Origin of the sequence: Natronosporangium hydrolyticum, assembly GCF_016925615.1 — a bacterium.
In the GTDB taxonomy this organism is placed as follows: Bacteria; Actinomycetota; Actinomycetes; order Mycobacteriales; family Micromonosporaceae; genus Natronosporangium; species Natronosporangium hydrolyticum.
Genome location: NZ_CP070499.1, coordinates 1,219,462 through 1,243,507, shown reverse-complemented (window position 1 = coordinate 1,243,507; position 24,046 = coordinate 1,219,462). Strand labels below are relative to the sequence as shown.

Below are 24,046 nucleotides of genomic sequence, written 5' to 3'. Positions count from 1 at the left end.
AGGTTGACAGCGTCAACCACGCCGACCTCGCCCCGACGCCGACCATCCCGGAGTAGTCATGAGCTCGAGCAAGACCTCTACCCGCCGCCACCGGTGGCGGATCACCCTCGTTGCCAGTGGCGTCGTCCTACTCACCGCGACCGCTGGCACCTGGTCGTTCTTGGCACCACCGAGTAGCCCGCCCGACTACACCGACGAACGACCCGAGGCCGGCAGCGACGGCTATGTCTCGGTTACCCGCTCGACCCTCATCGATGCGCCGGTCGCCGCAGTGCACTCCTGGAACAACGAGCCGTCGCGGGAACTCGACGACCTCATCGAAGGCGGCGACGACTTTCCAGAGGTCATCGGCACCACGATCATCTGGGGTGACTGGAACCCGGCGAGCGACCGCACCGGCGACCGGCGGCGGGTGGAGTTCGCCGACGGCCACTACCTCGCCGAGGAAGTCCTCGAAGACACTCCGGCACGGTTCCGTTACATGATCTGGGGCTTCACCAGCCATCAGCGGCTGGCCGTCCGCCACGGCGTAGCGGAGTTCGCCTTCGCGGCCGAGGGTGAGCAGACCCGGGTCACCTGGACATACTCCATGAAGCCCACCACCCCGCTGCTCCGGCCCTTCGTCACCAACTTTCTCGAACGCACGATGTCCACAATGATGGAGCAGACCCTGGCGGGAATGCGCGCCGGAGTGGAAGCGGAGTCAGGGACGCAATGACGACCCGCAGCTCAGTCCTGTACCGGGATCGCCTGCGAGCGCAGAGTGTCGATCGTGGACTCCTCAGCCCCCGCCAGCGCCTCCAGCAAGGTCTGCTGACCAGAGACCGCGGCCCGGAAGCCGTCCCCAACACCGCCAACCTGGTGGTGGACTCGGCGCGCGACACCGAACGAGTCGCCCGTTACCTGAGCGGCGGCTTCGTGGATGGAGCGGTGATCGTCTCGGCCCGGGTGCACGACCCGATCACCCGGGTGGTCACCGACCTCGGGCTGCCGGCCACCTTCGTCGGCCATCCACCCGACCTAGCCAACGACATCCCCTTCGTCGGCATCGACAAGGTCGGCTCCGCCCGGGCCATCACCGAGCGGCTGCTGGCCACCGGTTCGACCCCCGGCTGGTGGCGCAGGTCCCGCTCTACGACTACGCCTCCGGAGTAACGGGACTTCGCGAGTTGCTGAGCCGGGAACCGGCACTCGACGGCATCTTCGCCGCCTCGGACGCGGTCGCGGCCGGGGCGCTGGAGGCGCTGCGGGAGGCCGGCTGGCCGGTGCCCACGGAGGTCGGGGTGGTCGGCTTCGACGACAGCTCCTGGGCACGGCGCACCCAGCCGCCACTCTCCACTGTCCATCAGCCGGCCAACGACATCGGCTGCCGCGCCGCCGACCTGGTGCTACGCCAACTGCGAGGCGAGACGATCGAACCCGGCGGCGTGATCCTGCCGACCCCGATCGTCTGGCGCGACTCCGCCTAGCTCCGTCGGCCACCGGTCACACCGCAGGTGGCGTGCGCGTCAGTGGCCGTGTCAGGCGCGTGTCAGGACGGTGGCCGGTCGCCCGATGACCGTGGTCGCATGACGAGTTCAGCGATTGCGGTCTCCGGACTGCGAAAGAGCTTCAAGGGCAAGGTCGTGCTCGACGGCATCGATCTCGAGGTTCGCGCCGGTACGGTCTTCTCCCTGCTCGGCCCGAACGGGGCGGGCAAGACCACCACAGTGAACGTCCTGACGACGTTGTTGACCGCCGACGGCGGAACGGTACGTGTCGCCGGCCATGATGTGGCGACCGAGGCCAAAGCGGTGCGTGCGGCGATCGGAGTCACCGGACAGTTCGCGGCGGTCGACGAACTGCTGACGGGGCAGGAGAACCTCCAGCTGATGGTGGATCTGAGTCCGGCGCCCGCGAAGGAGGGCAAGCGGCTCATCGCGGATCTGACCAAGCGGTTCGACCTGGTGGAGTCGGCGGGCAAGCCGGTCTCGACCTACTCCGGAGGCATGCGCCGGAAGCTCGATCTGGCGATGACCCTGGTCGGCAACCCGCGGATCATCTTCCTGGACGAGCCGACGACTGGTCTGGACCCACGCAGCCGTCGGACGATGTGGTCGATCATCCGGGATCTGGTCGCCGATGGCGTGACCATCTTCCTCACCACCCAGTACCTTGAGGAGGCCGACCAGCTCGCCGACCGGATCGCGGTGCTCGACCAGGGCCGCCTGGTCGCGCAGGGCACTCCGGACGATCTCAAACGGCAGTTCCCCGGGACCCACGTCCGGCTCCGGTTCGCCACCGCTGCCGAACTGGACGAGGCTGCGCGGGTCCTCACCGGCTCCACGCGGGATGACGACGCCCTGACCCTGCGGGTCCCCGGCGATGGCGGCACCAAGTCGCTGCGCGCGCTGCTGGACCGGCTCGACGAGTATTCGCTCAGCGCCGACGAACTGTCTGTGCACACCCCCGACCTTGATGACGTTTTCCTCGCCCTGACGGGCCACAACGTGGAGGTGGACGCGAAGTGAAGTCCCATTCGCTGGTGATGTTGCGCCGCAACTTCAAGCACATCGCCCGGAATCCGATGACGGTACTGAACGCGGTCCTGATGCCAGTCATCATCATGTTGATGTTCGTCTACATATTCGGGGATGCGTTCAATGTCGGTGTCGAATACGTCGACTACGTGACACCGGGGCTGATGCTGCTGGCCGTCTGTTACGGACTGGGCACCGTGGCGTTGTCGGTGAACTCCGACATGACCAAGGGCATCATCAACCGGTTCAAGGTCATGGACATCTCCCGGGGTGCGATGCTCACAGGTCAGGTCGTCGCCAGTGTGCTGACCAACCTGATCGCCATCGCGGCGCTCATCGGGGTGGCCTTCCTGCTGGGGTTCCGCCCGGCGGCGGGGCTGCTCGACTGGCTGGGCGTTGCCGGCATCGTCGTGCTGCTCGGTTTCGGGGCGGGTTGGCTCACGGTTGCGCTGGGCCTGGCGGCGAAGTCCACCCAGACCGCCGGTATGGCCACCCTGCCGCTGGTCATGCTACCGTTCTTCAGCAGCGCGATCGTGCCGGCGGAGATGATGGGGCCGGGAGTCCGGCAGTTCGCCGAGTACCAGCCCGGCACGCCAATCATCGAAGCCCTGCGCGGATTACTGAACGGCGCCCCCGCCACCAGCGACCTGATCACGGCTGTCGCCTGGTGCATCGGCATCGGCCTCGTCGGTTACCTCTGGGCCTCGGCCACCTTCAGGAAGCGAGCGTAACCGCGACCAGCTCCTGCCAGCCCGTCTGTGTCCCTTCCCGAGCCGCCTCGGCGAACCCAGCGTCGCCGAGGCGGCTCCGCGCGCTCCGTTCGATCCTGGCGCGGTCAGGGTGGGAACGATCGGGCAACCCTCGCACCAGGTCGCTCGCCGACAGCAGCCGCGCGGCCTGCTCGTACTGCGCGCCTCGCAGCGCCAGATCCGCGACCCCGACCAGCGCCTCGGCGATCGCCAGTGGATGCCCCGACTCGGACGCCGCCCGGACTGCCGCGGCTCGGTGTTCGCGGGACTCGGCGAGCTCCCCGGCGAGGTAACCGAGCAGGTCGTGCCGCATCGCACGGACGCCCGCCCGGTCAGCCCCGTCGCCGAGCATCCCGGTCGCGACATCGAGCTGCCGGCGTGCCAGCTCGGTGTCGCCGCTCCACCGGGCGAGCACCGCCTTCGACAGGGCCAGCTCGGTCAGCGCCTCCGGCCAGGCGACCTGTCTTGCGGTCCGCTGCGCCTCGGCCATGGCGGCAGCAGCCGGCTCCTCGGCTCCCGCGAGCCAGTACAGCTGGGCCTGCCGCGATCGCAACCGCACGACATCCTCGACGGCACCGACCTCGGTAACGACCGCGATCGCCTGCTCGTAGTGCTCGCACGCACCGGTGAGGTTGCCGCGCACGGCGATCCGATCGGCCAACTCGGTCAGGGCGAAGGACATCCCCCACCGTTCGCCGAGCGCCCGGAACTCGGTCAGCGCCGCTTCGAGGTAGGCGTCGGCATCCCGGCCGCCGTGACCGAGCTGGATCCGGGTCTTGCCGAGTTGCAGCCGGGCCAGGGCGCGTACCCAAGGATCCTCGTCGGTGAGCACCGGCTCGAACGCGGACAACATGGCGTCCGGCCCGTGCAACATGGGTGCCAGCGCGGCGATGAGTGCCACCGCCGGGTGACGGACCTGGACCCGCTGCCGGATCTCGGACACCTGCTGGATCCACTCCGCCGCCTGGTGCTGGTCACTCTCCCGCCCGGAGCTCAGGAATCCCGAGACGAACGTGTACACCACGGCCCGGATCTCATCGGGCACCTCGCCGGGCAGCGAGACCGCGGCCATGATCAGCTCGTTGCCCTCCGCCTTGTGCCCGCCGAGCCACCAGTACCAGCCCGCGGCCGCGGCGAGCCGCATCGCCCCGGCCGCCTCGCCAGCTTCGAGCGCACCGCGCATCGCGGCAGCGATGTTGTCGTGGTCGGCCGCGAGCGTGGCGAGCCACTCCAGCTGCTCGGCGCGGCGCAGGTGCGGCTCAGCGGTTTCGGCAAGGTCGGTGAAGTACGCGAGGTGCGCGCGGCGGGCCAGGTCGGACTCCCCGACCTCCGCGAGCCGCTGCGCGGCGTACTCCTTGATCGTGCCCAGCATCCGGTAGCGCGGGACCCGGTCCCCCTCGGACACCACCAACGACTTGTCGGTCAGCGCGGTCAGCAACTCGAGCACCTGATCCGGCTCGACTACGTCGCCCGGGCAGACCCGCTCGGCGGCCTCCAGGCTCGCACCGCCCGCGAACACCGAGAGCCGGCGCAGGACGGTCCGTTCCGCGTCGGTGAGCAGCTCCCAGCTCCAGTCGACCACCGCGCGCAGCGTCCGGTGCCGCGGCAGCGCGGTCCGGCTACCGCCGGTCAGTAACCGGAACCGGTCGTCGAGCCGATTGGCGAGTTGGACGAGGGACATGGTGCGCAACCTGGCCGCCGCGAGCTCGATCGCCAGCGGCATCCCGTCCAGCGCCCGGCAGATCCGAGCCATCGTCGACAGTGTGTGGGCGTCGGTAGCGAGGTCCTTGCGCACCGCGCCGACCCGGTCCCGCAGCAGCCGGACCGCCGCAACCGAGTCGATCTCGGCGGGTTCGAGATCCTCCCCGGGGAGGGCCAACGGCGCGACCGACCACAGTGCCTCACCGGTGATGCCGAGCGGCTCCCGGCTGGTCGCGAGAATCCGCAGCCGGTGGCACTCCCCGAGAACCCGGTGGGCGAAGCTCGCCGCGGACTCGATCACGTGCTCACAGTTGTCCAGGATCAGCAACATCTCCCGCTCCCGGATCGCGGCGACCACCCGGTCCGTCGGCGCTGCCTCCGGCGCCCCGCCGAGGAACGCATCCCGCAGACTGAGCGCGGCGAGCGTCGCTTGCGCCACGTCACCGTCGGTGCCGATAGCGGCGAGCTCCACCAGCCAGGCCCCATCCGGCAACTCGCCGAGCAGCGTGCGGGAGGTCTCCGTGGCGAGTCTGGTCTTCCCGGCGCCACCCGGCCCATTCAGGGTGACCAGCCGATGCCCGGCGAGGAGTCCCCGGACCGCGGTGACATCGGCGCCCTTGCCGACAAAACTGGTCAGCTCGGCACGGATGTTGGTCTGGTTGGTTTCCCGTTTCACCTCCCGGCGGCCCAACTCACCCCGCAGCAACCCGACATGCAACGCCGACAGCTCCGGCGAAGGGTCGACCCCCAGGGTGTCGGCGAGGACTTCCCTCGTACGCTCATACAAGAGCAGCGCCTCGGTGTCGCGACCGGTGGCGACCAGCGCCCGCATCAAGGCAGCGACCAGTCGCTCCCGCAGCGGATGCTCGGCCACCAGGTCGGTCAGCTCCGCGACCAGCTCCGGACCGCGGCCGAGGCTGATCTCCGCGTCGAACCAATCCTCCAGTGCGGTCAGGCGCAGCGCCTCGAGCCGCGCAACCGCCGCGTCGAACGCCGGGCTCTGCGGCAAACCGACGTCCTGCATCGCGGCACCGCGCCACAGCGCGAGGGCCTCACGCAGCCGGCGCGGATCCGCCTCGCCCCGGGCCTGGGCGAGGAGGCGCTCGAACCGCACGGCATCGACGTCGTCCGGCGACACTCGCAACCGGTAGCCGCCCGGCTGCCCCGCCACCGCCCCTTCCGGCAGCGCCTTCCGGAGCCGAGAAACCAGACGTTGCAGGGCATTGGCCGCATCAGTGGGCGGGTTCTCACCCCAGATCCAGGACACCAGCGTCGGCCTCGGGACAGTGCGACCGTGCTCGAGCGCGAGCGCGACCAGTAGCCCACGCAGCCGGGCGCCCGGAACATCGGCACGGGTGCCGTCGTCCGCACGCACCTCGAACGGTCCCAGCATCCCGATCCGCACCTGCCGATTCTGCCACGGCTGATCAGCTGCCTCCGCTGCTGACGCGGCGCCGGCCCCACCCGGACCGGCGGCAGGAGTGCGCTACCTCCGGGCGCCGGGTGGGTAAGGATGAGGTGATGGGAAAGACTGTTCTGGTGACGGGGGCGTCGGGCTTCATCGGCTCCCGGCTGGCGGACGCGCTCGTCGGAGCTGGGTACGACGTCCGGGCCATGACCCGCCACCCGGAGCGCTACGCCGGCCCGGGATCCGCGGTACGCGGAGACGTAGCTGACCGGGCGAGCCTCGACGCCGCGCTGCGCGGGGTCGAGGTGGCTTACTATCTCGTGCACTCGTTGGGGTCGGCCGACTTCGAAGCGCGGGACGCTGCCGGGGCGAGGACCTTCGCCGCCGCCGCGGGCGATGCCGGCCTAGAGCGGGTGATCTACCTTGGCGGGCTGGGCGCAGACGACGAGCAACTCTCCGCTCATCTGCGCTCCCGCCGTGAGGTCGAGCGGATTCTGCAGGCCGGCCCGGTGCCGGTGACCGCGCTGCGGGCGGCGGTGGTGGTCGGGCACGGCAGCATCTCCTGGGAGATCACCCGGCAGCTGGTGGACCACCTGCCGGCGCTGGTGACGCCGCAGTGGGTGCGGACCCGAACCCAACCGATCGCGCTGCCGGATCTGATCAACTACCTGGTCGGGGTGCTGGAGCCGGCCGAGGCGCGCGGGCAAACGTACGAGGTCGGGGGCCCGGAGGTGCTGCGCTACCTCGACATGTTGCAGCGGGCGGCCCAGGTGCGAGGTAGACCGCTGCCCAACCTCTCGGTGCCATTACTCACTCCGCGACTGTCGTCAGCATGGTTAGCGCTGGTGACCGATGTGGACCTGGCCACTGCGCGGAATCTGGTCGACTCGATGACTACCGAGGCGATCGTGCGGGAACACTCGATTCGGGAGCTGCTGCCGGGCGAGCCGATCGGCTACGACGAGGCGGTCCGGCTCGCGCTGGCGGACCGCGACCGCGCCAGCGCCTCGTAACCGTGACCGGTGATGACCGTCGACTGGCTGCGGACCGCGTTCCACCGAGCACTCATCACCCGGGTGCCGCGGGATCACACCGAGCCGGACCGCGCCTTCCGCCGCCGTCGACTGGTGGTGGCAACGACGTTCCTGATCGGGGCCGGGCTGCTCGGGGTATCGCTGCGGGTCGAGCCGGGCGATGACCGGTTCTACTGGCTGACCGCCCTGCTCGCCCTGGTATGGGCGGTAGGTGGGCTGCTCAGTGGGCCGCTCCACCTCGGTTATGTCCAGGTGGGTCGACGGTTTCGGCGGCCGGTGCTCACCCCGGTCGTGGTGGGGGCGACGCTCGCCGTCGTCTTCGTGGTGGGCGCGTTGGTGATCCGGGCGGTCCCGCTGCTGCGGGGCTACGTAGACGACGTGCTCGCGTACGCCACCTACGGCAATTTGGCGGTCGTGGTGGTGATCGCCGTGGTGAACGGGGTCGCCGAGGAGCTCTTCTTCCGGGGCGGCCTGTTCGCCGCGATCGGCCGCCGCTCGCCGGTGCTGATCTCGACGGTGGCGTACGCACTCGCCACCGTGGCGACCGGCAACCTGATGCTGGTCTTCGCCGCCGCCGTGGTTGGGGTGGTGCTGGGCCTGCAACGCCGGGCCTCCGGCGGCATCCTCGCCCCGGTCATCACCCACGTCACCTGGTCGCTGCTGATGCTGCTGCTCTTGCCGGTGCTGCTGCTTCGCTGACCGGGGCCCGGTCGGCGAGGCGAACGGCGCCGGCTGGGGCCCTTACAGGCTGAGCGCGTCGAGCACGCCGTAGACCAGGTACGCCGGCCAGACCAGGGCCTTGAGGATCGCGAGGATAACGCCCCAGAAACCGCTGCTCTCACCGATGAAGTAGACCGCTGCGCCCACCGCGGCCACTAGGTACGCGAAGCCGAACGCGCCGGCATTGTTGTTGCCGACCGTCCGCGCGCCATCGGCCATGACCGCCTGCCCTCCGTTGGCCACACCCAACCCCACTGCCTGTCACGAAAATACTACTCTATGCCGTGCCGGGTTACCTGGGGGCTTTCGCCAGCGCTGAACCCGTCGAAAAAACCTCCGGCCGGTGTCGAGTTGCGCCCCGCCCAACCGACGGAGTAATCGTCAGCTGGTTCTCGATCCATCAGGAAGCAGGAGCTTTACCATGCGTACACTGATCGTCACCGCGTTCGTCTCCGTTGACGGCGTGATGGAGGCCCCCGGCGGGGGCACCGGCTACCGCAACGCCGGCTGGACCTTCAAGGACATCGAGTTCGACGAGGCGGCGTACGAGATCAAGGGCCGGGAGCAGTCCGAGACCACGGCTTTGCTGCTGGGTCGGCGCACCTACCAGGAGTTCGCGCCGGTCTGGCCGACCATGGATGAGTTCGCCGAGTACAACGCGATGCCAAGGTACGTGGTCTCGACCGGCCTCGAAGCCCACGACCCGGGCTGGCCGGCCACGATCCTGCGGTCGTTGGACGAGGTCGCGGCGCTCAAGCAGACCGAGGGTGGGCCGATCGCGGTGCACGGCAGCGCCGAGTTGGGGCGCTCGCTCGCCGACGCCGGCCTGGTCGACCGTTACCACCTGCTGGTGTTTCCGGTGCTGCTCGGGGCGGGGAAGCGGCTGTTCAGCGAGGCTGACCGGGACGCCACCCGGTTGCGACTGGTAGAACACGAGGCCTACGGCAACGGCATCCAGAAGCAGATCTTCGACGTCGTGCGCTGAGCCGCGCCCGGTGCCCGCACCCGCCGCCGCACCGCGCGGGGCGGGCAGGCGGGCGTGTGATGATCCGGGGATGGACCCGGAACCGACGACCCAGCTCTACGCCAATCCGCTGGCGAGCGAGGCGGACCTGACCGGCTTTCGGCTCGAGGGGGAGGGTGCGGTCAGCTTCCCGCAGCGGCGGTTGCGGTTGGAAGGCACCCGCCCGGCCGAGGACGGTCAGGCCGCCAACATCGTCCTGTGGTGCCCCGAGGAGCTGCCGGCAGATGTGTCGATCTCGTGGGATTTCTGGCCGCTCCGCGAGCCCGGGCTGTGCATCCTCTTCTTCCACGCCCGCGGCCGGGGCGGCGAGGACCTCTTCGATCCTGGGCTGGCGGCCCGGAGCGGCCCGTACGACCAGTACCACCACGGCGACATCGACGCCTACCACGTTTCGTACTTCCGGCGCCGGTGGGAGGCCGAGCGCCGGTTCCACACCTGCAATCTGCGCAAGAGCTACGGGTTCCATCTGGTGGCGCAGGGGGCCGACCCGCTGCCAGGGGTGCTGGACGCGGCGGGGCCGTACCGGATCCGGGTGGATGTGCGCGACGGCGAGGTCGGCTTCCAGGTGGATGATGTGGTGTCGTTCCGGTGGCGAGACGATGGCACGCTGGGTGGCCCTCCGCTCACCGGGGGCAAGATCGGATTCCGCCAGATGACGCCCATGATCGGCGAGTACGCGAATCTCCGCGTAGCAACCTGGTAACAAGTCCGCCGTACGGTGTTGATTTTGAAGCGTTTCATAACTATGGTCACGCCACTGGGCTGATGAGGGAACCAGGCCTCCCCCGGTGAAGGGAGTCGACCGTTGACCGCAAGTTGGATGGTGACCGCGCTGCCGCGCCAGGAAAGCGCTTACCTAGGGCTGAGGGGCGGTAGGCAGCGATGACCGAGGGGCACTGGAGCGCGCGGCTGCACTCCGCTACGTCGACGGTGGCGTGGTGCGCCGCGCTCAACGCGCTGTGGCTGGTCTTCACGCTGCTCGGCGGGGTGGTCTTCGGTATCGGCCCGGCCACGGTCGCCGCCTGCGTGCTGGCGCGGCGGCGAACCTTGGGTGAATCGATTCAAGCCCGGGATTTCGCGGTCATCTGGTGGCGGGAGGTACTCCGCGGTTCGGTGGTCATACTGCCCGTAGTCTTCGTGATCCTCGCGCTGTGGTCGAACTACTCATTCTTCTCGGCGCTCGGGCCCGACGCCAGCGCCGTCCGGCTGGTGACCCTCGTCGCCTGCGTGCTGGCGATCGCCGTGGGCTGCTACGTCGGTCCGCTCTACGCCCACTACCAGCTTCCACTGTGGTCTTACTTCTTCCACGCCAGCCGGGTGGCGCTGGCCCGCCCGGCATCGACCGTGCTGCTGCTGGCCATCTTCGCCACCGCCGCGTTCATCACCGCGGCCGCGCCGGTGCTGCTGCTGTTCATCTCCATCGGGGCCTGGCTACACACCAACACCTGGCTGTGCGTCCGGTTCTTCGAGGAGAACGAGCGACGGCTCGCCGACCCGAACATCGGACCCGCGACCACGGGTCCCCCCCGAGCGCCGTTGGCGCTGCCCACCCAACCCCTGCGAATCCGCTGATCGCCGTGGCTCAAAACGACGATCAGCACCGACCGAAAGGAACGACATCGACATGACACCCCTGACCCGGCGCTTGACCGCGGGAGCCGCGTGCGCCGCCGTCGCCGCCGTCGGCCTGACCGCCTGCGGTGACGACGAACCAGCCGACCTCGACACGATCTCGATGATGGTGCCGCTGCTGGGCAGCCAGGCGCCGGCCGCCGACAGTGAGCTGCAACAGGCCGTCGAGGAGATGATCGGCAAGGAGCTCGACCTCACCTGGGTGCCGAACTCCGACTACAACGACCGGATGACGGTCACCCTCGCCTCCGACGACCTGCCGCACGTCATGGTGGTGCAGGGCAAGGTGCCGGCGTTCGTGCAGTCCGCCCAGGCCGGCGCGTTCTGGGACCTCACCGACAAGTTGGCGGACTACCCGAACCTGACCGCCGAGGACGACCAGATCCTGCTCAATTCCTCCATCAACGGCGACAACTACGGCGTCTTCCGGCTCCGCGACCCGATGCGGACCGCAGTGATCATCCGCCAGGACTGGCTCGACAACCTTGGCCTGGAGCTGCCGGAGACCACCGACGACCTCTATGACATCGCGCGGGCGTTCACCGAGGACGACCCGAACGACAGCGGCGACGACGACACGTACGGCGTGGTGATCCCGCAGTGGCCCGGCGGCTACGCCACCGCCAGCCCGTACGACGTGATCGAGACTTGGTTCGGGGCGCCCAACGGCTGGGGCGAGCAGGGCGGCCAGCTAGTGCCCGGCTTCGACACGCCGGAGTTCCTGGCGGCCAACCAGTTCGTGAAGCAGATGATCGACGAAGGGTTGATCAACTCGGACTTCGCGACCATGGACAGCGGTACCTGGGATCAGCCGTTCTTCAACGGCCAGGGCGGGATCATCATCGACGTAAGCTCCCGGGCCGGCGTGATCATGAACTTGTTCAAGGATCAGGACCCCGACAACTACGGCGACTACGTGGCGATGACCGGCAACCTGGCCGGCCCGGACGGCGTACTGCGCTCGTACCCGACGATCGGCTACAACGGCTTCCTGGCGATCTCCCGGCAGAGCGTGCAGACCGAGGAGGAGCTGGACGAGGTGCTCTCGGTACTGGATGCGATGAGCTCACAGGAGGCGCAGATCCTGCTCAACAACGGTATCGAGGGGCGCAACTTCGAGGTGCAGGACGGCTTCGCAGTGCCGATCGAGGGCGGCGACTCGGACGTGGAGGTCCTCCGCAACGACGTGACCTCGTTCGCGCAGCTGGGCACCCAGTCCAACGGCTGGCTGGCCTACGACGTGCTGCCCGAGGGCGGCCCGGAGCGGGAGCTGTGGGACCACCGCCAGGAGGTGCACGAGAGCGACCTGGCGACCGCCGTCCACAACCCCGCGCAGCCGCTGGTCTCCGAGACCTACGTGACCCGGGGCGCCCAGCTCGATCTGATCATCGCCGACGCGCGGATCCAGTACCTCGCCGGGCAGATCGATGAGGACGGACTCGCCGCCGAGATCGAACGCTGGTACGCCGAGGGCGGCCAGCAGGTGGTGGACGAGATGAACGAGCTCTACGCACAGCTGGACTGAGTCGATCCGGGGTCGGCCGGAGCGATCCGGCCGACCCCACCCCTCGCGACCATGGCACATACTCAAAGGAGCCGGCATGGCCGACAATTCCCCGGTCACCGTCGCAGCGGGCGCTCGGGCCGCGGCCAAGGACAAGCCCGACAAGCCGCGTCCCAAGCGACAACAGGCGCCGCTACGGGTACGGATGCTCCGGCATGCGTGGCTCTACGTGTTGCTGGTGCCGGGCGTGGTCTACTTCGCGATCTTCAAGTACGCCCCGATGTACGGGGTGACCATCGCGTTCCAGGACTACCTGCCGTTCCTCGGCTTCTCCGGCAGTCCGTGGGTCGGCCTGAAGCACTTCGAGACGCTCTTCACCAGCCCGGACTTCTTCCGGATCCTCCGCAACACGCTGCTGCTGGCGCTGCTCAACGTGATCTTCGTCTTCCCGGCTCCGATCGTGGTCGCGTTGCTGCTGAACGAGATCCGCTTGAGCATCCTCAAGCGGGCGATCCAGTCTTCGATCTACATTCCACACTTCCTCTCCTGGACGATCGTGGCCGCGCTGACCTACCTGCTGTTCGCGCTGGATGTCGGTCCGATCACCCAGCTGATGAACTCGCTGTTCGGCGCGCGGTTCAACTTCCTCGCCGACCCGGACTGGTTCCGGCCACTGATCATCCTGCAGACCCTGTGGAAATCGACCGGCTGGGGCACGATCATCTACCTCGCGGCGCTGGCCGGGGTGAACCCCAACCTCTATGAGGCGGCCCGGATCGATGGTGCGAACCGGTGGCAGCAGATGCGCCACATCACGTTGCCGGCGATCCAGTCCACCATCGTGATCATGGCGATCCTGATGTCCGGCAACCTGCTCGACACCGGGTTCGAGCAGATCTACCTGATGACCAACGCCCTGAACCGGTCGGTGGCCGAGGTCTTCGACACCTACGTCTACTTCCTCGGCATCACGCAGGGTGCGTACAGCTACTCCACCGCGGTCGGGCTGTTCAAGGCGGTGGTCGGCATCATCCTGATCTTCGGTGCCAACTGGCTGGCGCGCCGGTTCAAGCAGAACGGGCTCTTCTGATGAGGTCTAGAAAGACGGCGCAGAAGCCGACGACGGCGAGCCGGGTCTTCGACGCGGCCAACATCGTGTTTCTGGTGGCCCTGGCGGTGGTGACCGTCCTGCCGTTCATCTACGTCATCGCCGGTTCGCTGGCGAGCGAGGCGGAGATCGCCTCCCGGGCGTTCTTCCTGTGGCCGAGGGATGTGGTCACCGACTCGTACGACTACATCTTCTCGACCGACACCTTCCTGCGCAGCCTGATCGTCACCATCCTGGTCACCACCGTCGGCACGGTGATCCAGGTGCTGCTGACCTTCACCATGGCGTACCCGTTGGCCAAGCGCTACCTGCCCGGCCGCAACGTGATACTGATGGCGGTCATCTTCACCATGGTCTTCAGCGGCGGGATGATCCCGACCTACCTGATCGTGCGGGAACTGGGGCTGCTCAACACCTACTGGGCGCTGATCCTGCCGCTGGCGATCAACCCGTTCTATCTGATCATCGTCAAGAACTTCTTCCAGGAGCTACCTGAGGAGCTGCAGGAGGCGGCGCGGATCGACGGCTGCACCGACCTCGGCGTGTTCTGGCGGGTGGTGCTGCCGCTCTCCAAGCCGATCATCGCCACGATGGCGCTCTTCTACGCGGTCGCGATCTGGAACGACTTCATGTCCCCGCTGCTCTATATCAGCGACACCAGCAAGTGGACATTACAGATGTTCGTCCGACAGATGACCATCTCCTCCGACATGGCTAACACCCTCGGGCAGCTCGACCCGAACTACATCCCGCCGGAGCAGGGCCTGAAGTTCGCCGTGATCGTGGTGGCCACGGTGCCGATCCTGCTCTTCTATCCGTTCCTGCAGAAGCACTTCGCCAAGGGAATCCTGCTCGGCTCAGTCAAGGGGTGACAGCATGACCGACCAGCTACCGACCACCGTTCACTGGCTGGGGCAGCCCGGCGGGGGCGTGACCTGGGGCGTCCCCTGGCCACGCGGAACGGTGAGCGCGGGCACGCCGTTCGCGGTCCGCGCCGGCGGAGTGGCCGGTCCGCTGGTCGCCAGCCAGAGCTGGACCACCGCGACCTGGCCGGACGGCTCGGTGAAGTGGTCCGCCCACGCGCTCGGGCCGCAGGCCGAGCCCGCCGACGCGTACACGGTGGTGCCGGCGGCGACCCCGCCGGCTCCCGCCCGGCCGGTGCGGGTGGTCACCACCGACGCTTCGGTGACTGTGGACACCGGTGAGGTGACCTGGCTGATCCCCCGCAGCGGCCCGATGCTGCTGCAGGCCGCGACCCGCGCCGGTCAGGAGGTCGTGCGGGCGGTGCGACTGGTCAGCCTCTGGCAGGACACCCCGGTCACCGACGGCGCCGGCAGCCAGGTCCGGGAGGAGCTGCGGGGCGAAGTCGAGACGGTCACCGTCGAGCAGACCGGCCCGGTGCGGGCGGTGGTCCGGTTGACCGGCCGGCACGCGCCGGCCGCCCCGCCCGCCGACCGGCCGGGGCGGGCGCCCCGGTGGCTGCCGTTCACCGTCCGGCTCTACTTCTACGCCGGCAGCGACCAGGTCCGGGTGGTCCACTCATTAATCTGGGACGGCGACGCTGACCGGGACTTCCTCGCCGGCTTGGGGCTGCGGGCCGACGTGCCGATGCGCGACGAACCGCACGACCGGCACATCCGACTGGCCGGGCCCGCCAGCGAGGACGGCTCCCCCGGCTTCCTGACCGAAGCGGTCCGCGGCATCACCGGACTCCGCCGGGACCCCGGTGAGCGGTTCCGGTCCGCCCAGCTCGCCGGCGAGCCGTGCGGCCCGGTCGACCAGTGGGACCCGGCCGTCTCCGGCCGGCTCACCCGGGTGCCCCGCTGGGCGGACTGGACCCTCGACCAGCTCAGCCCGGACGGTTTCACGCTGCGCAAACGCACCGGCCCCGACGCCGGCTGGGTCACCATCCCGGCCGCCGACCGCAGCGCCGGCTACGGCTACCTCGGCGGCCCCAGCGGTGGGCTCGGGTTCGGGCTGCGGGATTTCTGGCGGTCCTACCCGACCCGGCTGGACATCCGCGACGCGGCCGCCGAGACCGCGACCGCAACGATCTGGTTGTGGTCCCCGTCGGCGGACCCGATGGACCTGCGCTTCTACCACGATGGGCTGGGGCAGGAGACGTACGAGGCGCAGCTCGACGGGTTGGAGATCACCTACGAGGACTACGAGCCCGGCTTCGGCGACCCGCACGGCATCGCCCGCACCCACGAACTGGTGCTACGGGCCTACTCGGCCACCCCACCGGGGCACCGGCTCGCCGCCGACGCCGCCGCGCTCAACGACCCACCGCTGCTGGTCGCCGCGCCAGCCCGGCTGCACGCGGCGCAGGTCTTCGGCGACTGGACGCCGGTCGACCGGGGCACCCCGGCCCGGGCGGCCATTGAGGACCGGCTCGACTTCGTCTTCGACTTCTACCAACGACAGCGGGAACAACGCCGCTGGTACGGCTTCTGGGACTACGGCGACGTGATGCACGCCTACGACGCCGACCGGCACCAGTGGCGCTACGACATCGGCGGCTACGCGTGGGACAACTCGGAGCTGTCACCGGATCTGTGGCTCTGGTACCAATTTCTGCGTAGCGGCCGCCGAGATGTGTTCCGGTTCGCCGAAGCGATGACCCGGCACACCGGCGAGGTCGACGTCTACCACATCGGACTCTGGCGTGGTCTGGGCTCCCGCCACAATGTCCAGCACTGGGGGTGCAGCGCGAAGCAGCTGCGGATCTCCAACGCCGGCTACCGCCGGATCTACTACTACCTGACCGCCGACGAACGCACCGGTGACCTGCTCACCGAGCTGGCCGACGCCGAGCAGGCGCTGCTGGCGGTCGACGCCACCCGCAAGGTACGCCGGGACGTGTACACACCGGACCCGCGGGCGCTGGCGATCGGGCTCGGCACCGACTGGGGCGCGCTCGCCGCCGCCTGGCTGACCGCCTGGGAGCGCACCGGGGACACCCGCGCCCGCGACAAGCTGCTCGGCACCATGGCCGACATCGGCGCGCTCCCCCGTGGTTTCCTGACCGGTGAAGCGCTGCTGGACCTGACGACCGGCCGGTTCGACACCACCCGGCAGCAGATCTCGGTCTCCCACCTGTCGGCCGTCTTCGGCCTGGTCGAGATCTGTTCGGAGGTCATCGCGCTGACCGAGGGCACCACCCTGGCCACGCCCGGATTCACCCAGGCGTGGCGGGAGTACTGCCGGCTCTACCTGGCCACCCCGGCGGAGCAGGAGCGGGCGGTCGGTCAGCGACTCACCGGCATCTCACTGATCCAGGCGCACAGCCGGCTGACCGCGTACGCGGCCGCCAGCAGCGAGGACCCGGAGCTGGCAGAACGCGCCTGGCGCGGGTTCTGCCACGATGTTGGTGACCAGATCAACATCAATCGACTCCAGCGGGAGTCCGATTGGCAGCGGTACCGGGTGGCCGGCCCGACCGTGCTGGCGCCGGTGGAGGAGGCCCCCTACCTGGGGACCAACGACGCGGCCCAGTACGGCCTGGCCGCGATCCAGAACCTCGCCCTGATCGGCGACTCGCTCGACGAGGCCGCGGCGCACCGGTCGACCGTCTGACAGCGACAGCGACGGTCTGCCCCGCACGAGCACGGCTGCGCGCGCCAGCGGCCCCGGAACCAGCTCCGAAAAGATCGGCGCAGTTATCGGCCTGTTCGCCGGGCATCGAGATTGGATTGGTCGAGAGTTTCAGCGACCCGCGCCTGCGGGATGGCACCGTGTCCGCTATGACCAGGAACTATGCCTGGTCGAGATTTCGGGCAAGCCGATCAGGTTACCGGAAGGTTTCCGGAAAGTATTGACAGTGTTATCGGGTCGAATCTAGGCTTCCGCCATCGACAGCCCTCGAACAAACTGTCGAACCACCACCCTCACCCCCGCCGACCCGTGCCTGGGTCGCACCCGGTGCCTGGCAGCCCGCCAGGTTTCACGAGGAGGAAGCACCATGAACGACACCCCCGTCTACCAGCAGAGACGCAGCCGCAGTCGATTGCGGATGTTCATCAGCGGCGCCTGCACTGCGGCGCTGGTCGCAGCCGGAGTCTTCCTGCCCGGGACCGCCCAAGCGCAGACGGTCAACTCCAACCAGACCGGCAACCACGGCGGCTACTTCTACTCCTTCTGGACCGACGGCGGCGGCTCCGTCTCCATGAACCTCGGCTCCGGCGGCAACTACAGCACGTCCTGGAGCAACACCGGAAACTTCGTCGTCGGCAAGGGCTGGGCCACCGGCGGCCCTCGGTCGGTGAACTACTCCGGCACATTCAATCCTTCGGGGAACGCGTACCTGGCGCTCTATGGCTGGACGACCGACCCACTGGTGGAGTACTACGTCGTCGACAACTGGGGCACCTACCGGCCGACCGGCGCCTACCGGGGCACGGTGACCAGCGATGGCGGCACCTACGACATCTACGAGACCACCCGGACCAACCAGCCCTCCATCATCGGCACGGCGACCTTCCAGCAGTACTGGAGCGTCCGGCAGTCTCGACGGACCGGCGGCACCATCACCACCGGCAACCACTTCAACGCCTGGCAGAACGCCGGGATGCCGATGGGCAACCACAACTACATGATCATGGCGACCGAGGGGTACGGGAGTAGCGGTAACTCCAACATCACGGTCGGCAGCAGCGGCGGCGGTAACGGCGGTCCGGGCAACGGCGGCGGACCCGGCAACGGCGGCGGCGGCAGCTGCAACGCGACCCTCTCCGCCGGGGAGCAGTGGGGCGACCGCTACAACCTCAACGTCGCGGTCAGCGGCACCAACAACTGGGTCGTGACCATGAACGTCCCCTCCCCCGCCACCATCATCGCCACCTGGAACACTGATCCACAGTGGCCCAGCTCGCAGGTGATGCACGCCAGACCCAACGGCAACGGCAACAACTTCGGCGTCACCATCCAACACAACGGCAACTGGAACTGGCCATCAGTCTCCTGTAGTCCAGGCTGACCTTCGCACCAGGCAGGTACCCACCCTGCGGCGCGGCGGCCCTTCGGGGCCGCCGCGCCACCTCACCGCCCACCCACACCACCACAGCGCCGCCGCCACGCTGATCGGGCGCTTCGCCGCCGGCCGACCCCCGCAGCTACCCTGGCGTAATGCGCGTTTCCGCAGGTCGCCGCGGTGTTCTCGGACTCCTCGCGGGGCTGCTCCTCGCCGGAGCCGGCTGCGGCATCGGCGAGCCGCCCACCGACGACGGCCCGACGACCCCACCGGCCTCCCCCAGCCCGAGCCCGGACGACCCCCCGAACAATGCCACAGCCGAACCCTCGGACGACGCCACCGCCGCCGAGCCCGCTCGCCCCGACTGGCTCGGCACCCGGCCGTTACCGGAGCGGCCGGACGGGCTCGGCGAGGTCCAAGACACTCCGCCGGAGCTGGTCGACCGGCAGCTCCCGCCGCCCGACGCCGAGCCGGTCGCCGATGTCTTCGAGGCCACCATCACCGACGTCCCGGAGCCGGTGGCGGCCCGTTCCACCTGGACCAGCGAGTGTCCGGTGACGCTGGCCGAGCTGCGCTACCTGACCATGACCTTCTGGGGTTTCGACGGCCGCTCGTACGCTGGCGAGATGATCGTGCATCGCTCGGTGGCCGAGGATGTCGTCGCCGTCTTCGACCGGATCTACCAGGCCGGCTTCCCGATCGAGGAGATGCGGGTGGTCGCGGCCACCGAGCTGACCGCGCCACCGACCGGCGACGGCAACAACACCAGCGGATTCGCCTGCCGGCCGACCACCCTGAGCACCCAGTGGTCGCAGCACGCCTACGGCCTGGCGATCGACATCAACCCGTTCCACAACCCGTACCGGCGGGACGACGCGGTGGCGCCCGAACTCGCCTCCGCCTACCTCGACCGGGACCACCACCGGCCCGGGATGATCCAGCCCAACGACGAGGTGACCCGGGCGTTCGCGGAGATCGGCTGGGGTTGGGGCGGGGAGTGGAGTTCTCTCGACGACTGGATGCACTTCTCCCAGTCCGGGCGCTGAACGGTCGCTACCGGCCGTCTGCCGGGTCGAGGTCGACCGGACCACCGATGGGAGCCCAGAACTCCGCCCGCGGCGGCGCCACCAGTTGCAGCCGTTCCCCGCCCCGCCAGGCGGCATCGAAACCGAGCTGCCACGAGTGCAGGTAGGTCCGCGCCGCCGTGCCGGCCTTGTCGAAGAGCGGGTCGCCGAGGATCGGGTGACCGATCCACGCCAGGTGGACCCGGATCTGATGCCGCCGGCCCGTCCGCGGCCGCACCACCAGCAGCGTGCTCCGATCGTCGTACCAGCGGGTGGTGAAGTCGGTGATGGCCGGATACCGCTTGGTGTCGAGCAGTTCGGTCTCCGGCACGGTCCAGTGGCCGCCCTGCGGGTCGGCGACGATCGCCTCCCTCGGCGCGGCGATCCGGACCCGGTTCTTGCGGCCGACGCTGAGCGGTAGCTCCACCCGCCCGGCCGGCGGCAGTCCGGTGGTCTCGGTAATCACCAGGTACGCCTTGTCGACGGTGCGCTTGTTGAACTGCCGAGTGAGGGCACCGTGGTCGGAAAGCCGCCGCGCGAACAGGATCAGCCCCGAGGTCACCTTGTCGATCCGGTGCACCGGAAAGAGCTCCTCGCCCGCTTCGGCGGCGAGCCGCACCAGATCCGTGTCGTGCCGCTCCCCGGTGACCGCGATGCCCACTGGCTTGTTCAGCGCCAGGACCGCGTCGTCCTCGAAGAGCAGCGACTCCGCTCGGATCCGCGACCAGCTGTCCATGGGCATCGTCGTCTCGTTCCGGGACGGTTTCGGCGAGCAATATCGCCGCGAGCATACAAGCGCCAGACCGCCAGGTCGGCGACGGCCAGGCACCCAATCGCCGCCACCTAAGATCAATTCGATCAGCTGCAGGGAGGAGCGGACGGCGTGCGTACGCGTACACAGCGAGGGGTGGCCGGGGCCGCGACAGCGGTTCTGCTGGTCACGGCCGGGTGCACCAGCGGCGGTTCCTGGTCCGACGGCGCGGGACCCGACCCGTCGTTGCCCATGTCCGAGGTCTCCGCGATCACCGACGGCGACGTGATCAGGCTCAGCTGGGCACCGGTGGCCGACGCCGACCGGTACCGGTTCAGCGATGGCGCTTACACCACCGACGTACCCGCGACCATCTGCGGTGAGCAGTGCGCGTTGACGATCGCCGACCCGCCGCCCCGAGCGCAGGTGGCGGTCAGCGCGGTCCGGGCCGACGGCACCTTCTCCGCCGCCGCCACCACGCCGGTCACCGCACCGGGCGCACCGGGCGGCGCGGTCGCCGTCGACGAACCCGCGGTACTGCTGGTCCACAACGGGGCCGCGTACGGCGAGGCCGTCCGCCCCCGGGTCGAGGTCGTCCCGGTCGACTCGGCCGATGCCGCGCAGCAGCTGATCGACGACGCGTACCGGTCGGGCAGCGGCGTGCTCAGCGCATCGCTGAACCTCCCCGCCGGGCAGCTCGCCGGTCCCCCGCCGCGGCTGGTCAGCCAACCCGCCGCCGGGCCGCCCGCGGACGCCACCTGGCAAGTGGAGGCGATGCGGTTCGACCTGCGGCCAGGCGATCCACCGGGGGACGGGATCGTGGTCGCCACGATCGAGGGCGGCGGGGTAGCCACCGAGCACCCGTCGTTGCGTGGGGTGGTCGCCGACGGGCACCACGTCGACGCGCCGGCCGGCGAAGGCAACGGCGTCACCGATCCGACGGTGCACGCCACCGGAGTCGCCTCGCTGATCGCCGGTCAGCCCGCCGGTGACGTGCCCGGGATCGCGCCAGGAGCCCGAATCCACCCGGTCGACATCGGCGACCGCCGGGAGAGCGACCTGATCGAGGGAATCATCGCGGCGGTGGACGCCGGAGCGGACATCATCAACGTCTCGATGGCGGTGGAGTGCCGGTCGGTGCTGGGGATCACCCGGTGCCCGGACGGCATCCAAGCCGCCACCGACTACGCCGAACGCGAGGGCGTGGTGGTGGTCGCCGGGGCCGGCAACAACGGTAGCGGTGACCAGTGCGGCGGCGAACCGAACGCGGACCAGTGGCCGGCGGTGCTGGACACGGTGATCTCGGTCGGTGCGTACGAGCCGACCGGGGTGGTGTGGCCGTGCACCCCGTACCGGCCCGACCTCGACGTGCTCGCCCCGGGCGTGCGACTGCTGCTCGCCGAACCGGGCGGCGGTTACGCGATCGGCTCCGGCGCCTCGTTCGCGGCGCCGCTGGTCAGTGGCCTGATCGCGGTGCTGCTGGCGGAGCGACCGCAGCTGACCCCGGCGGAGATCCGGGAGCTGCTGCCGCAGTGGCTTCGCCCGAACCAGGAACTCGATGTGGCGGCGGCCCTGACCTCACTGCCACCCGATTAGCTCATGTCGCTTGTCCACCCCTACCCGACCACCGGGCCCAGGGACCCGGCCCCGACCCACGGCGGCCACCCGTGGCGGCGCGGGCACGGTGGTCGTATCCTTTCCGCCATCGCCTACCGATCCGCAGGAGGAGAGACGTGAGCAACCCGGTCGAGACGCTCGAGTTCCAAGCCGAGGCTCGGCAGCTGCTGCAGCTGATGGTCCACTCGATCTACTCGAACAAGGACATCTTCCTACGCGAGTTGATCTCCAATGCCTCGGACGCCCTGGATAAGCTACGGCTGGCCACGATGCGCGACAAAGACCTGGTCGCCGACGCCTCGGACCTGCACATCGCCATCGAGACCGACCCGGAGCAGCGCACCCTGACGGTCCGGGACAACGGCGTCGGCATGTCCCGCGACGAGGTGGTCGAGCTGATCGGCACGATCGCCAAGTCCGGCACCGCAGAGCTGCTGCAGAAGCTACGGGAAGCGCAGGATTCGGCGGCCCCCCAGGAGCTCATCGGACAGTTCGGGGTCGGCTTCTACGCCACCTTCATGGTCGCCGAGAAGGTCACGCTGACCACCCGGCGTGCCGGCGAAACCGACGGCACCCGGTGGGAGTCGGCCGGTGAGGGCACCTACACCATCGAGACCGTGGCCGACCTCCCCCAGGGGACCGCGGTGACCCTGCACCTGAAGCCCGCCGACGACGATGACCGGCTCTTCGACTACACCGCCGAGTGGAAGATCCGGCAGATCGTCAAGCAGTACAGCGACTTCATCGCCTGGCCGATCCGGATGGCGGTGGCGAAACCGGCGCCGGCCGACACCGAGGGTGCGGAGCCGGCCGAACCCACCACCGAGGTGCAGACGCTGAACTCACAGCGGGCGCTCTGGGCTCGACCGCGGGCGGAGGTGAGCGAGGAGGAGTACCACGAGTTCTACAAGCACGTCAGCCACGACTGGCGCAACCCGATGGAGATCATCTCTATGCGGGGTGAGGGGACCTTCGAGTACGAGGCGCTGCTGTTCATCCCCTCCCAGGCGCCCTTCGACCTGTTCAACGCCGACACCCGGCGCGGGCTCCAGCTCTACGTCAAGCGGGTCCAGATCATGGAGCACTGCGACACCCTGCTCCCCAATTACCTGCGCTTCATCCGGGGCGTGGTAGACGCGCACGACCTGTCGCTGAACATCTCCCGAGAGATCCTGCAGCAGGACCGACAGATCCAGGTGATGCGCCGCCGGCTGGTAAAGAAGGTGTTGCAGACCCTCAAGGAGCTCAAGACCAACGACGCCGAGCGGTACCTCACCTTCTGGCAGGAGTTCGGTCAGGTGCTGAAGGAAGGGCTGCTGGAGGACGCCGACAACCAGGAGCTACTGCTGGAGCTGCTGCTGCTGCCCTCCACTCACGACGCCGAACGGCCCACCTCACTCGCCGAGTACGTCGAGCGGATGAAGGACGGCCAGTCCAGCATCTTCTACCTCACCGGCGAGTCCCGGACGATGATCGAAAACTCGCCGCACATTGAGGCGTTCCGCGCCCGTGAGTACGAGGTGCTGGCGCTCACCGACCCGGTCGACGATGTCTGGGTGGAGCGGGTCGGCGAGTTCGCCGGGCAGCCGCTGCAGTCGATCGCCAAGGGGCAGATCGACCTGGAGACCGAAGAGGAGAAGCAGCAGGCCGAGTCCACCCGGGCAGAGCAGCACAAGGAGTACGCGTCGCTGCTGGAGTGGCTGACCAAGGCCCTCAGCGAGGATCTGAAGGAGGTCCGGCTCTCGTCCCGGTTGACCACCTCCCCGGCTTGCATCGTCGGCGCCGACCACGACGTCACCCCGACCATGGAGAAGCTCTACCGCGCGATGGGGCAGGAGCTGCCGCCGGTCAAGCGGATCCTGGAGCTGAACCCGTCCCACCCGCTGGTGACCGCGCTGCGCGACGCCCACGGGCAGGACTCCGGTCAGGAGACGCTGACCGAGACCGCCGAGCTGCTCTACGGCACCGCTCTGCTCGCCGAGGGCGGCGAGCTGAAGGACCCGGTGCGATTCTCTCGGCTGCTGGCCGACCGGCTGGCCCGCTCGCTCTAGTCGGAGGCCCAGCGGAGCTTACTCCTAAACGACATCGGGGCGGTGGTCGACGATTCGGCCACCGCCTCCCCGCACCCATCATTACGCCGACCTTTCCCACCACCGCCGCCAGACCGCCGCTTGACCCGGCTCGGCGCCCGCCCTGGCTAGCCGGCCCGTACACGCTGATGGTGGGTTCACCCGCGACCGTTA

General features: G+C 69.1%; 21 protein-coding genes. 18 read left to right on the top strand and 3 right to left on the bottom strand.

The features are described 5' to 3' along the window. The first annotated feature begins 58 nt into the window (after positions 1-58). The 5 genes from JQS43_RS05720 to JQS43_RS05700 all read left to right on the top strand — a co-directional run bounded on the left by JQS43_RS05720 (position 59) and on the right by JQS43_RS05700 (position 3,250). On the top strand, positions 59-718 hold the full coding sequence (locus tag JQS43_RS05720; protein ID WP_239678019.1) for an SRPBCC family protein: 660 nt from the start codon (positions 59-61) through the stop codon (positions 716-718). Continuing rightward, entirely contained in the window at positions 715-1,155 is a 441-nt protein-coding gene (locus JQS43_RS05715) for a type 1 periplasmic-binding domain-containing protein (RefSeq protein WP_239678018.1), read from the top strand. The genes JQS43_RS05720 and JQS43_RS05715 overlap by 4 nt, the downstream gene beginning before the upstream one ends. Next, a complete protein-coding gene (locus JQS43_RS05710; protein ID WP_239678017.1) occupies positions 1,116-1,469 on the top strand; it encodes a substrate-binding domain-containing protein in 354 nt (117 codons plus the stop codon). The genes JQS43_RS05715 and JQS43_RS05710 overlap by 40 nt, the downstream gene beginning before the upstream one ends. A 99-nt stretch (positions 1,470-1,568) precedes the next feature. Next, on the top strand, positions 1,569-2,510 hold the full coding sequence (locus JQS43_RS05705; protein WP_239678016.1) for an ATP-binding cassette domain-containing protein: 942 nt from the start codon (positions 1,569-1,571) through the stop codon (positions 2,508-2,510). 17 nt (positions 2,511-2,527) lie between these two features. Next, positions 2,528-3,250: an ABC transporter permease gene (locus tag JQS43_RS05700; RefSeq protein ID WP_239679323.1), complete on the top strand. Its 723-nt coding sequence runs from the start codon at positions 2,528-2,530 to the stop codon at positions 3,248-3,250. Here JQS43_RS05700 and JQS43_RS05695 read toward each other — a convergent pair. Beyond that, positions 3,234-6,374, bottom strand: coding sequence for an ATP-binding protein (locus JQS43_RS05695; protein WP_239678015.1), 3,141 nt, complete (start codon positions 6,372-6,374; stop codon positions 3,234-3,236). The two genes, JQS43_RS05700 and JQS43_RS05695, sit on opposite strands and share 17 nt — an antisense overlap. A gap of 116 nt (positions 6,375-6,490) precedes the next feature. On the opposite strand from JQS43_RS05695, the gene JQS43_RS05690 reads away from it, so the two are divergent. Continuing rightward, complete coding sequence (locus JQS43_RS05690) at positions 6,491-7,390, top strand: NAD(P)H-binding protein (RefSeq protein ID WP_239678014.1); 900 nt, start codon at positions 6,491-6,493, stop codon at positions 7,388-7,390. Between the two features lie 12 nt (positions 7,391-7,402). Next, the gene (locus tag JQS43_RS05685) at positions 7,403-8,110 is read left to right on the top strand and encodes a CPBP family glutamic-type intramembrane protease (RefSeq protein ID WP_239678013.1); all 708 of its coding nucleotides are present in this window, start codon (positions 7,403-7,405) and stop codon (positions 8,108-8,110) included. A gap of 42 nt (positions 8,111-8,152) precedes the next feature. Here the strand turns inward: JQS43_RS05685 and JQS43_RS05680 are convergent, their stop codons facing one another. Further along, a complete protein-coding gene (locus JQS43_RS05680) occupies positions 8,153-8,350 on the bottom strand; it encodes a hypothetical protein (RefSeq protein WP_239678012.1) in 198 nt (65 codons plus the stop codon). Between the two features lie 202 nt (positions 8,351-8,552). Here JQS43_RS05680 and JQS43_RS05675 point away from each other — a divergent pair, with 202 nt between their 5' ends. The 9 genes from JQS43_RS05675 to JQS43_RS05635 all read left to right on the top strand — a co-directional run bounded on the left by JQS43_RS05675 (position 8,553) and on the right by JQS43_RS05635 (position 19,417). Further along, positions 8,553-9,116 carry a dihydrofolate reductase family protein gene (locus JQS43_RS05675; RefSeq protein ID WP_239678011.1) on the top strand — a complete coding sequence of 188 codons (564 nt, stop codon included), beginning with the start codon at positions 8,553-8,555 and terminating at the stop codon, positions 9,114-9,116. A 70-nt stretch (positions 9,117-9,186) separates the two neighbouring features. Further along, positions 9,187-9,858: a DUF1961 family protein gene (locus tag JQS43_RS05670; RefSeq protein ID WP_239678010.1), complete on the top strand. Its 672-nt coding sequence runs from the start codon at positions 9,187-9,189 to the stop codon at positions 9,856-9,858. Between the two features lie 179 nt (positions 9,859-10,037). After that, positions 10,038-10,727 (top strand): YesL family protein, encoded by a 690-nt coding sequence (locus JQS43_RS05665; protein WP_239678009.1) that lies wholly within the window; start codon positions 10,038-10,040, stop codon positions 10,725-10,727. 52 nt (positions 10,728-10,779) lie between these two features. Further along, on the top strand, positions 10,780-12,312 hold the full coding sequence (locus JQS43_RS05660) for an extracellular solute-binding protein (RefSeq protein ID WP_239678008.1): 1,533 nt from the start codon (positions 10,780-10,782) through the stop codon (positions 12,310-12,312). A 76-nt stretch (positions 12,313-12,388) separates the two neighbouring features. Further along, the gene (locus tag JQS43_RS05655; protein WP_239678007.1) at positions 12,389-13,381 is read left to right on the top strand and encodes an ABC transporter permease; all 993 of its coding nucleotides are present in this window, start codon (positions 12,389-12,391) and stop codon (positions 13,379-13,381) included. Further along, on the top strand, positions 13,381-14,271 hold the full coding sequence (locus JQS43_RS05650; protein WP_239678006.1) for a carbohydrate ABC transporter permease: 891 nt from the start codon (positions 13,381-13,383) through the stop codon (positions 14,269-14,271). Before JQS43_RS05655 ends, JQS43_RS05650 begins: the two co-directional genes overlap by 1 nt. 4 nt (positions 14,272-14,275) lie before the next feature. After that, entirely contained in the window at positions 14,276-16,978 is a 2,703-nt protein-coding gene (locus tag JQS43_RS05645; RefSeq protein ID WP_239678005.1) for an exo-rhamnogalacturonan lyase family protein, read from the top strand. A 385-nt stretch (positions 16,979-17,363) separates the two neighbouring features. After that, positions 17,364-18,377, top strand: a complete 1,014-nt coding sequence (locus JQS43_RS05640; protein ID WP_239678004.1) for a glycoside hydrolase family 11 protein — start codon at positions 17,364-17,366, stop codon at positions 18,375-18,377. Positions 18,378-18,526: 149 nt separating this feature from the next. After that, positions 18,527-19,417 carry a M15 family metallopeptidase gene (locus JQS43_RS05635; RefSeq protein WP_239678003.1) on the top strand — a complete coding sequence of 297 codons (891 nt, stop codon included), beginning with the start codon at positions 18,527-18,529 and terminating at the stop codon, positions 19,415-19,417. Between the two features lie 7 nt (positions 19,418-19,424). On the opposite strand, the gene JQS43_RS05630 is transcribed toward JQS43_RS05635, so the two are convergent. Continuing rightward, positions 19,425-20,177, bottom strand: a complete 753-nt coding sequence (locus tag JQS43_RS05630; protein WP_239678002.1) for an RluA family pseudouridine synthase — start codon at positions 20,175-20,177, stop codon at positions 19,425-19,427. Between the two features lie 141 nt (positions 20,178-20,318). On the opposite strand from JQS43_RS05630, the gene JQS43_RS05625 reads away from it, so the two are divergent. Further along, entirely contained in the window at positions 20,319-21,782 is a 1,464-nt protein-coding gene (locus JQS43_RS05625) for a S8 family peptidase (RefSeq protein ID WP_239678001.1), read from the top strand. Between the two features lie 137 nt (positions 21,783-21,919). Further along, the gene (gene htpG / locus JQS43_RS05620) at positions 21,920-23,854 is read left to right on the top strand and encodes a molecular chaperone HtpG (RefSeq protein ID WP_275581029.1); all 1,935 of its coding nucleotides are present in this window, start codon (positions 21,920-21,922) and stop codon (positions 23,852-23,854) included. Positions 23,855-24,046 lie beyond the last annotated feature (192 nt).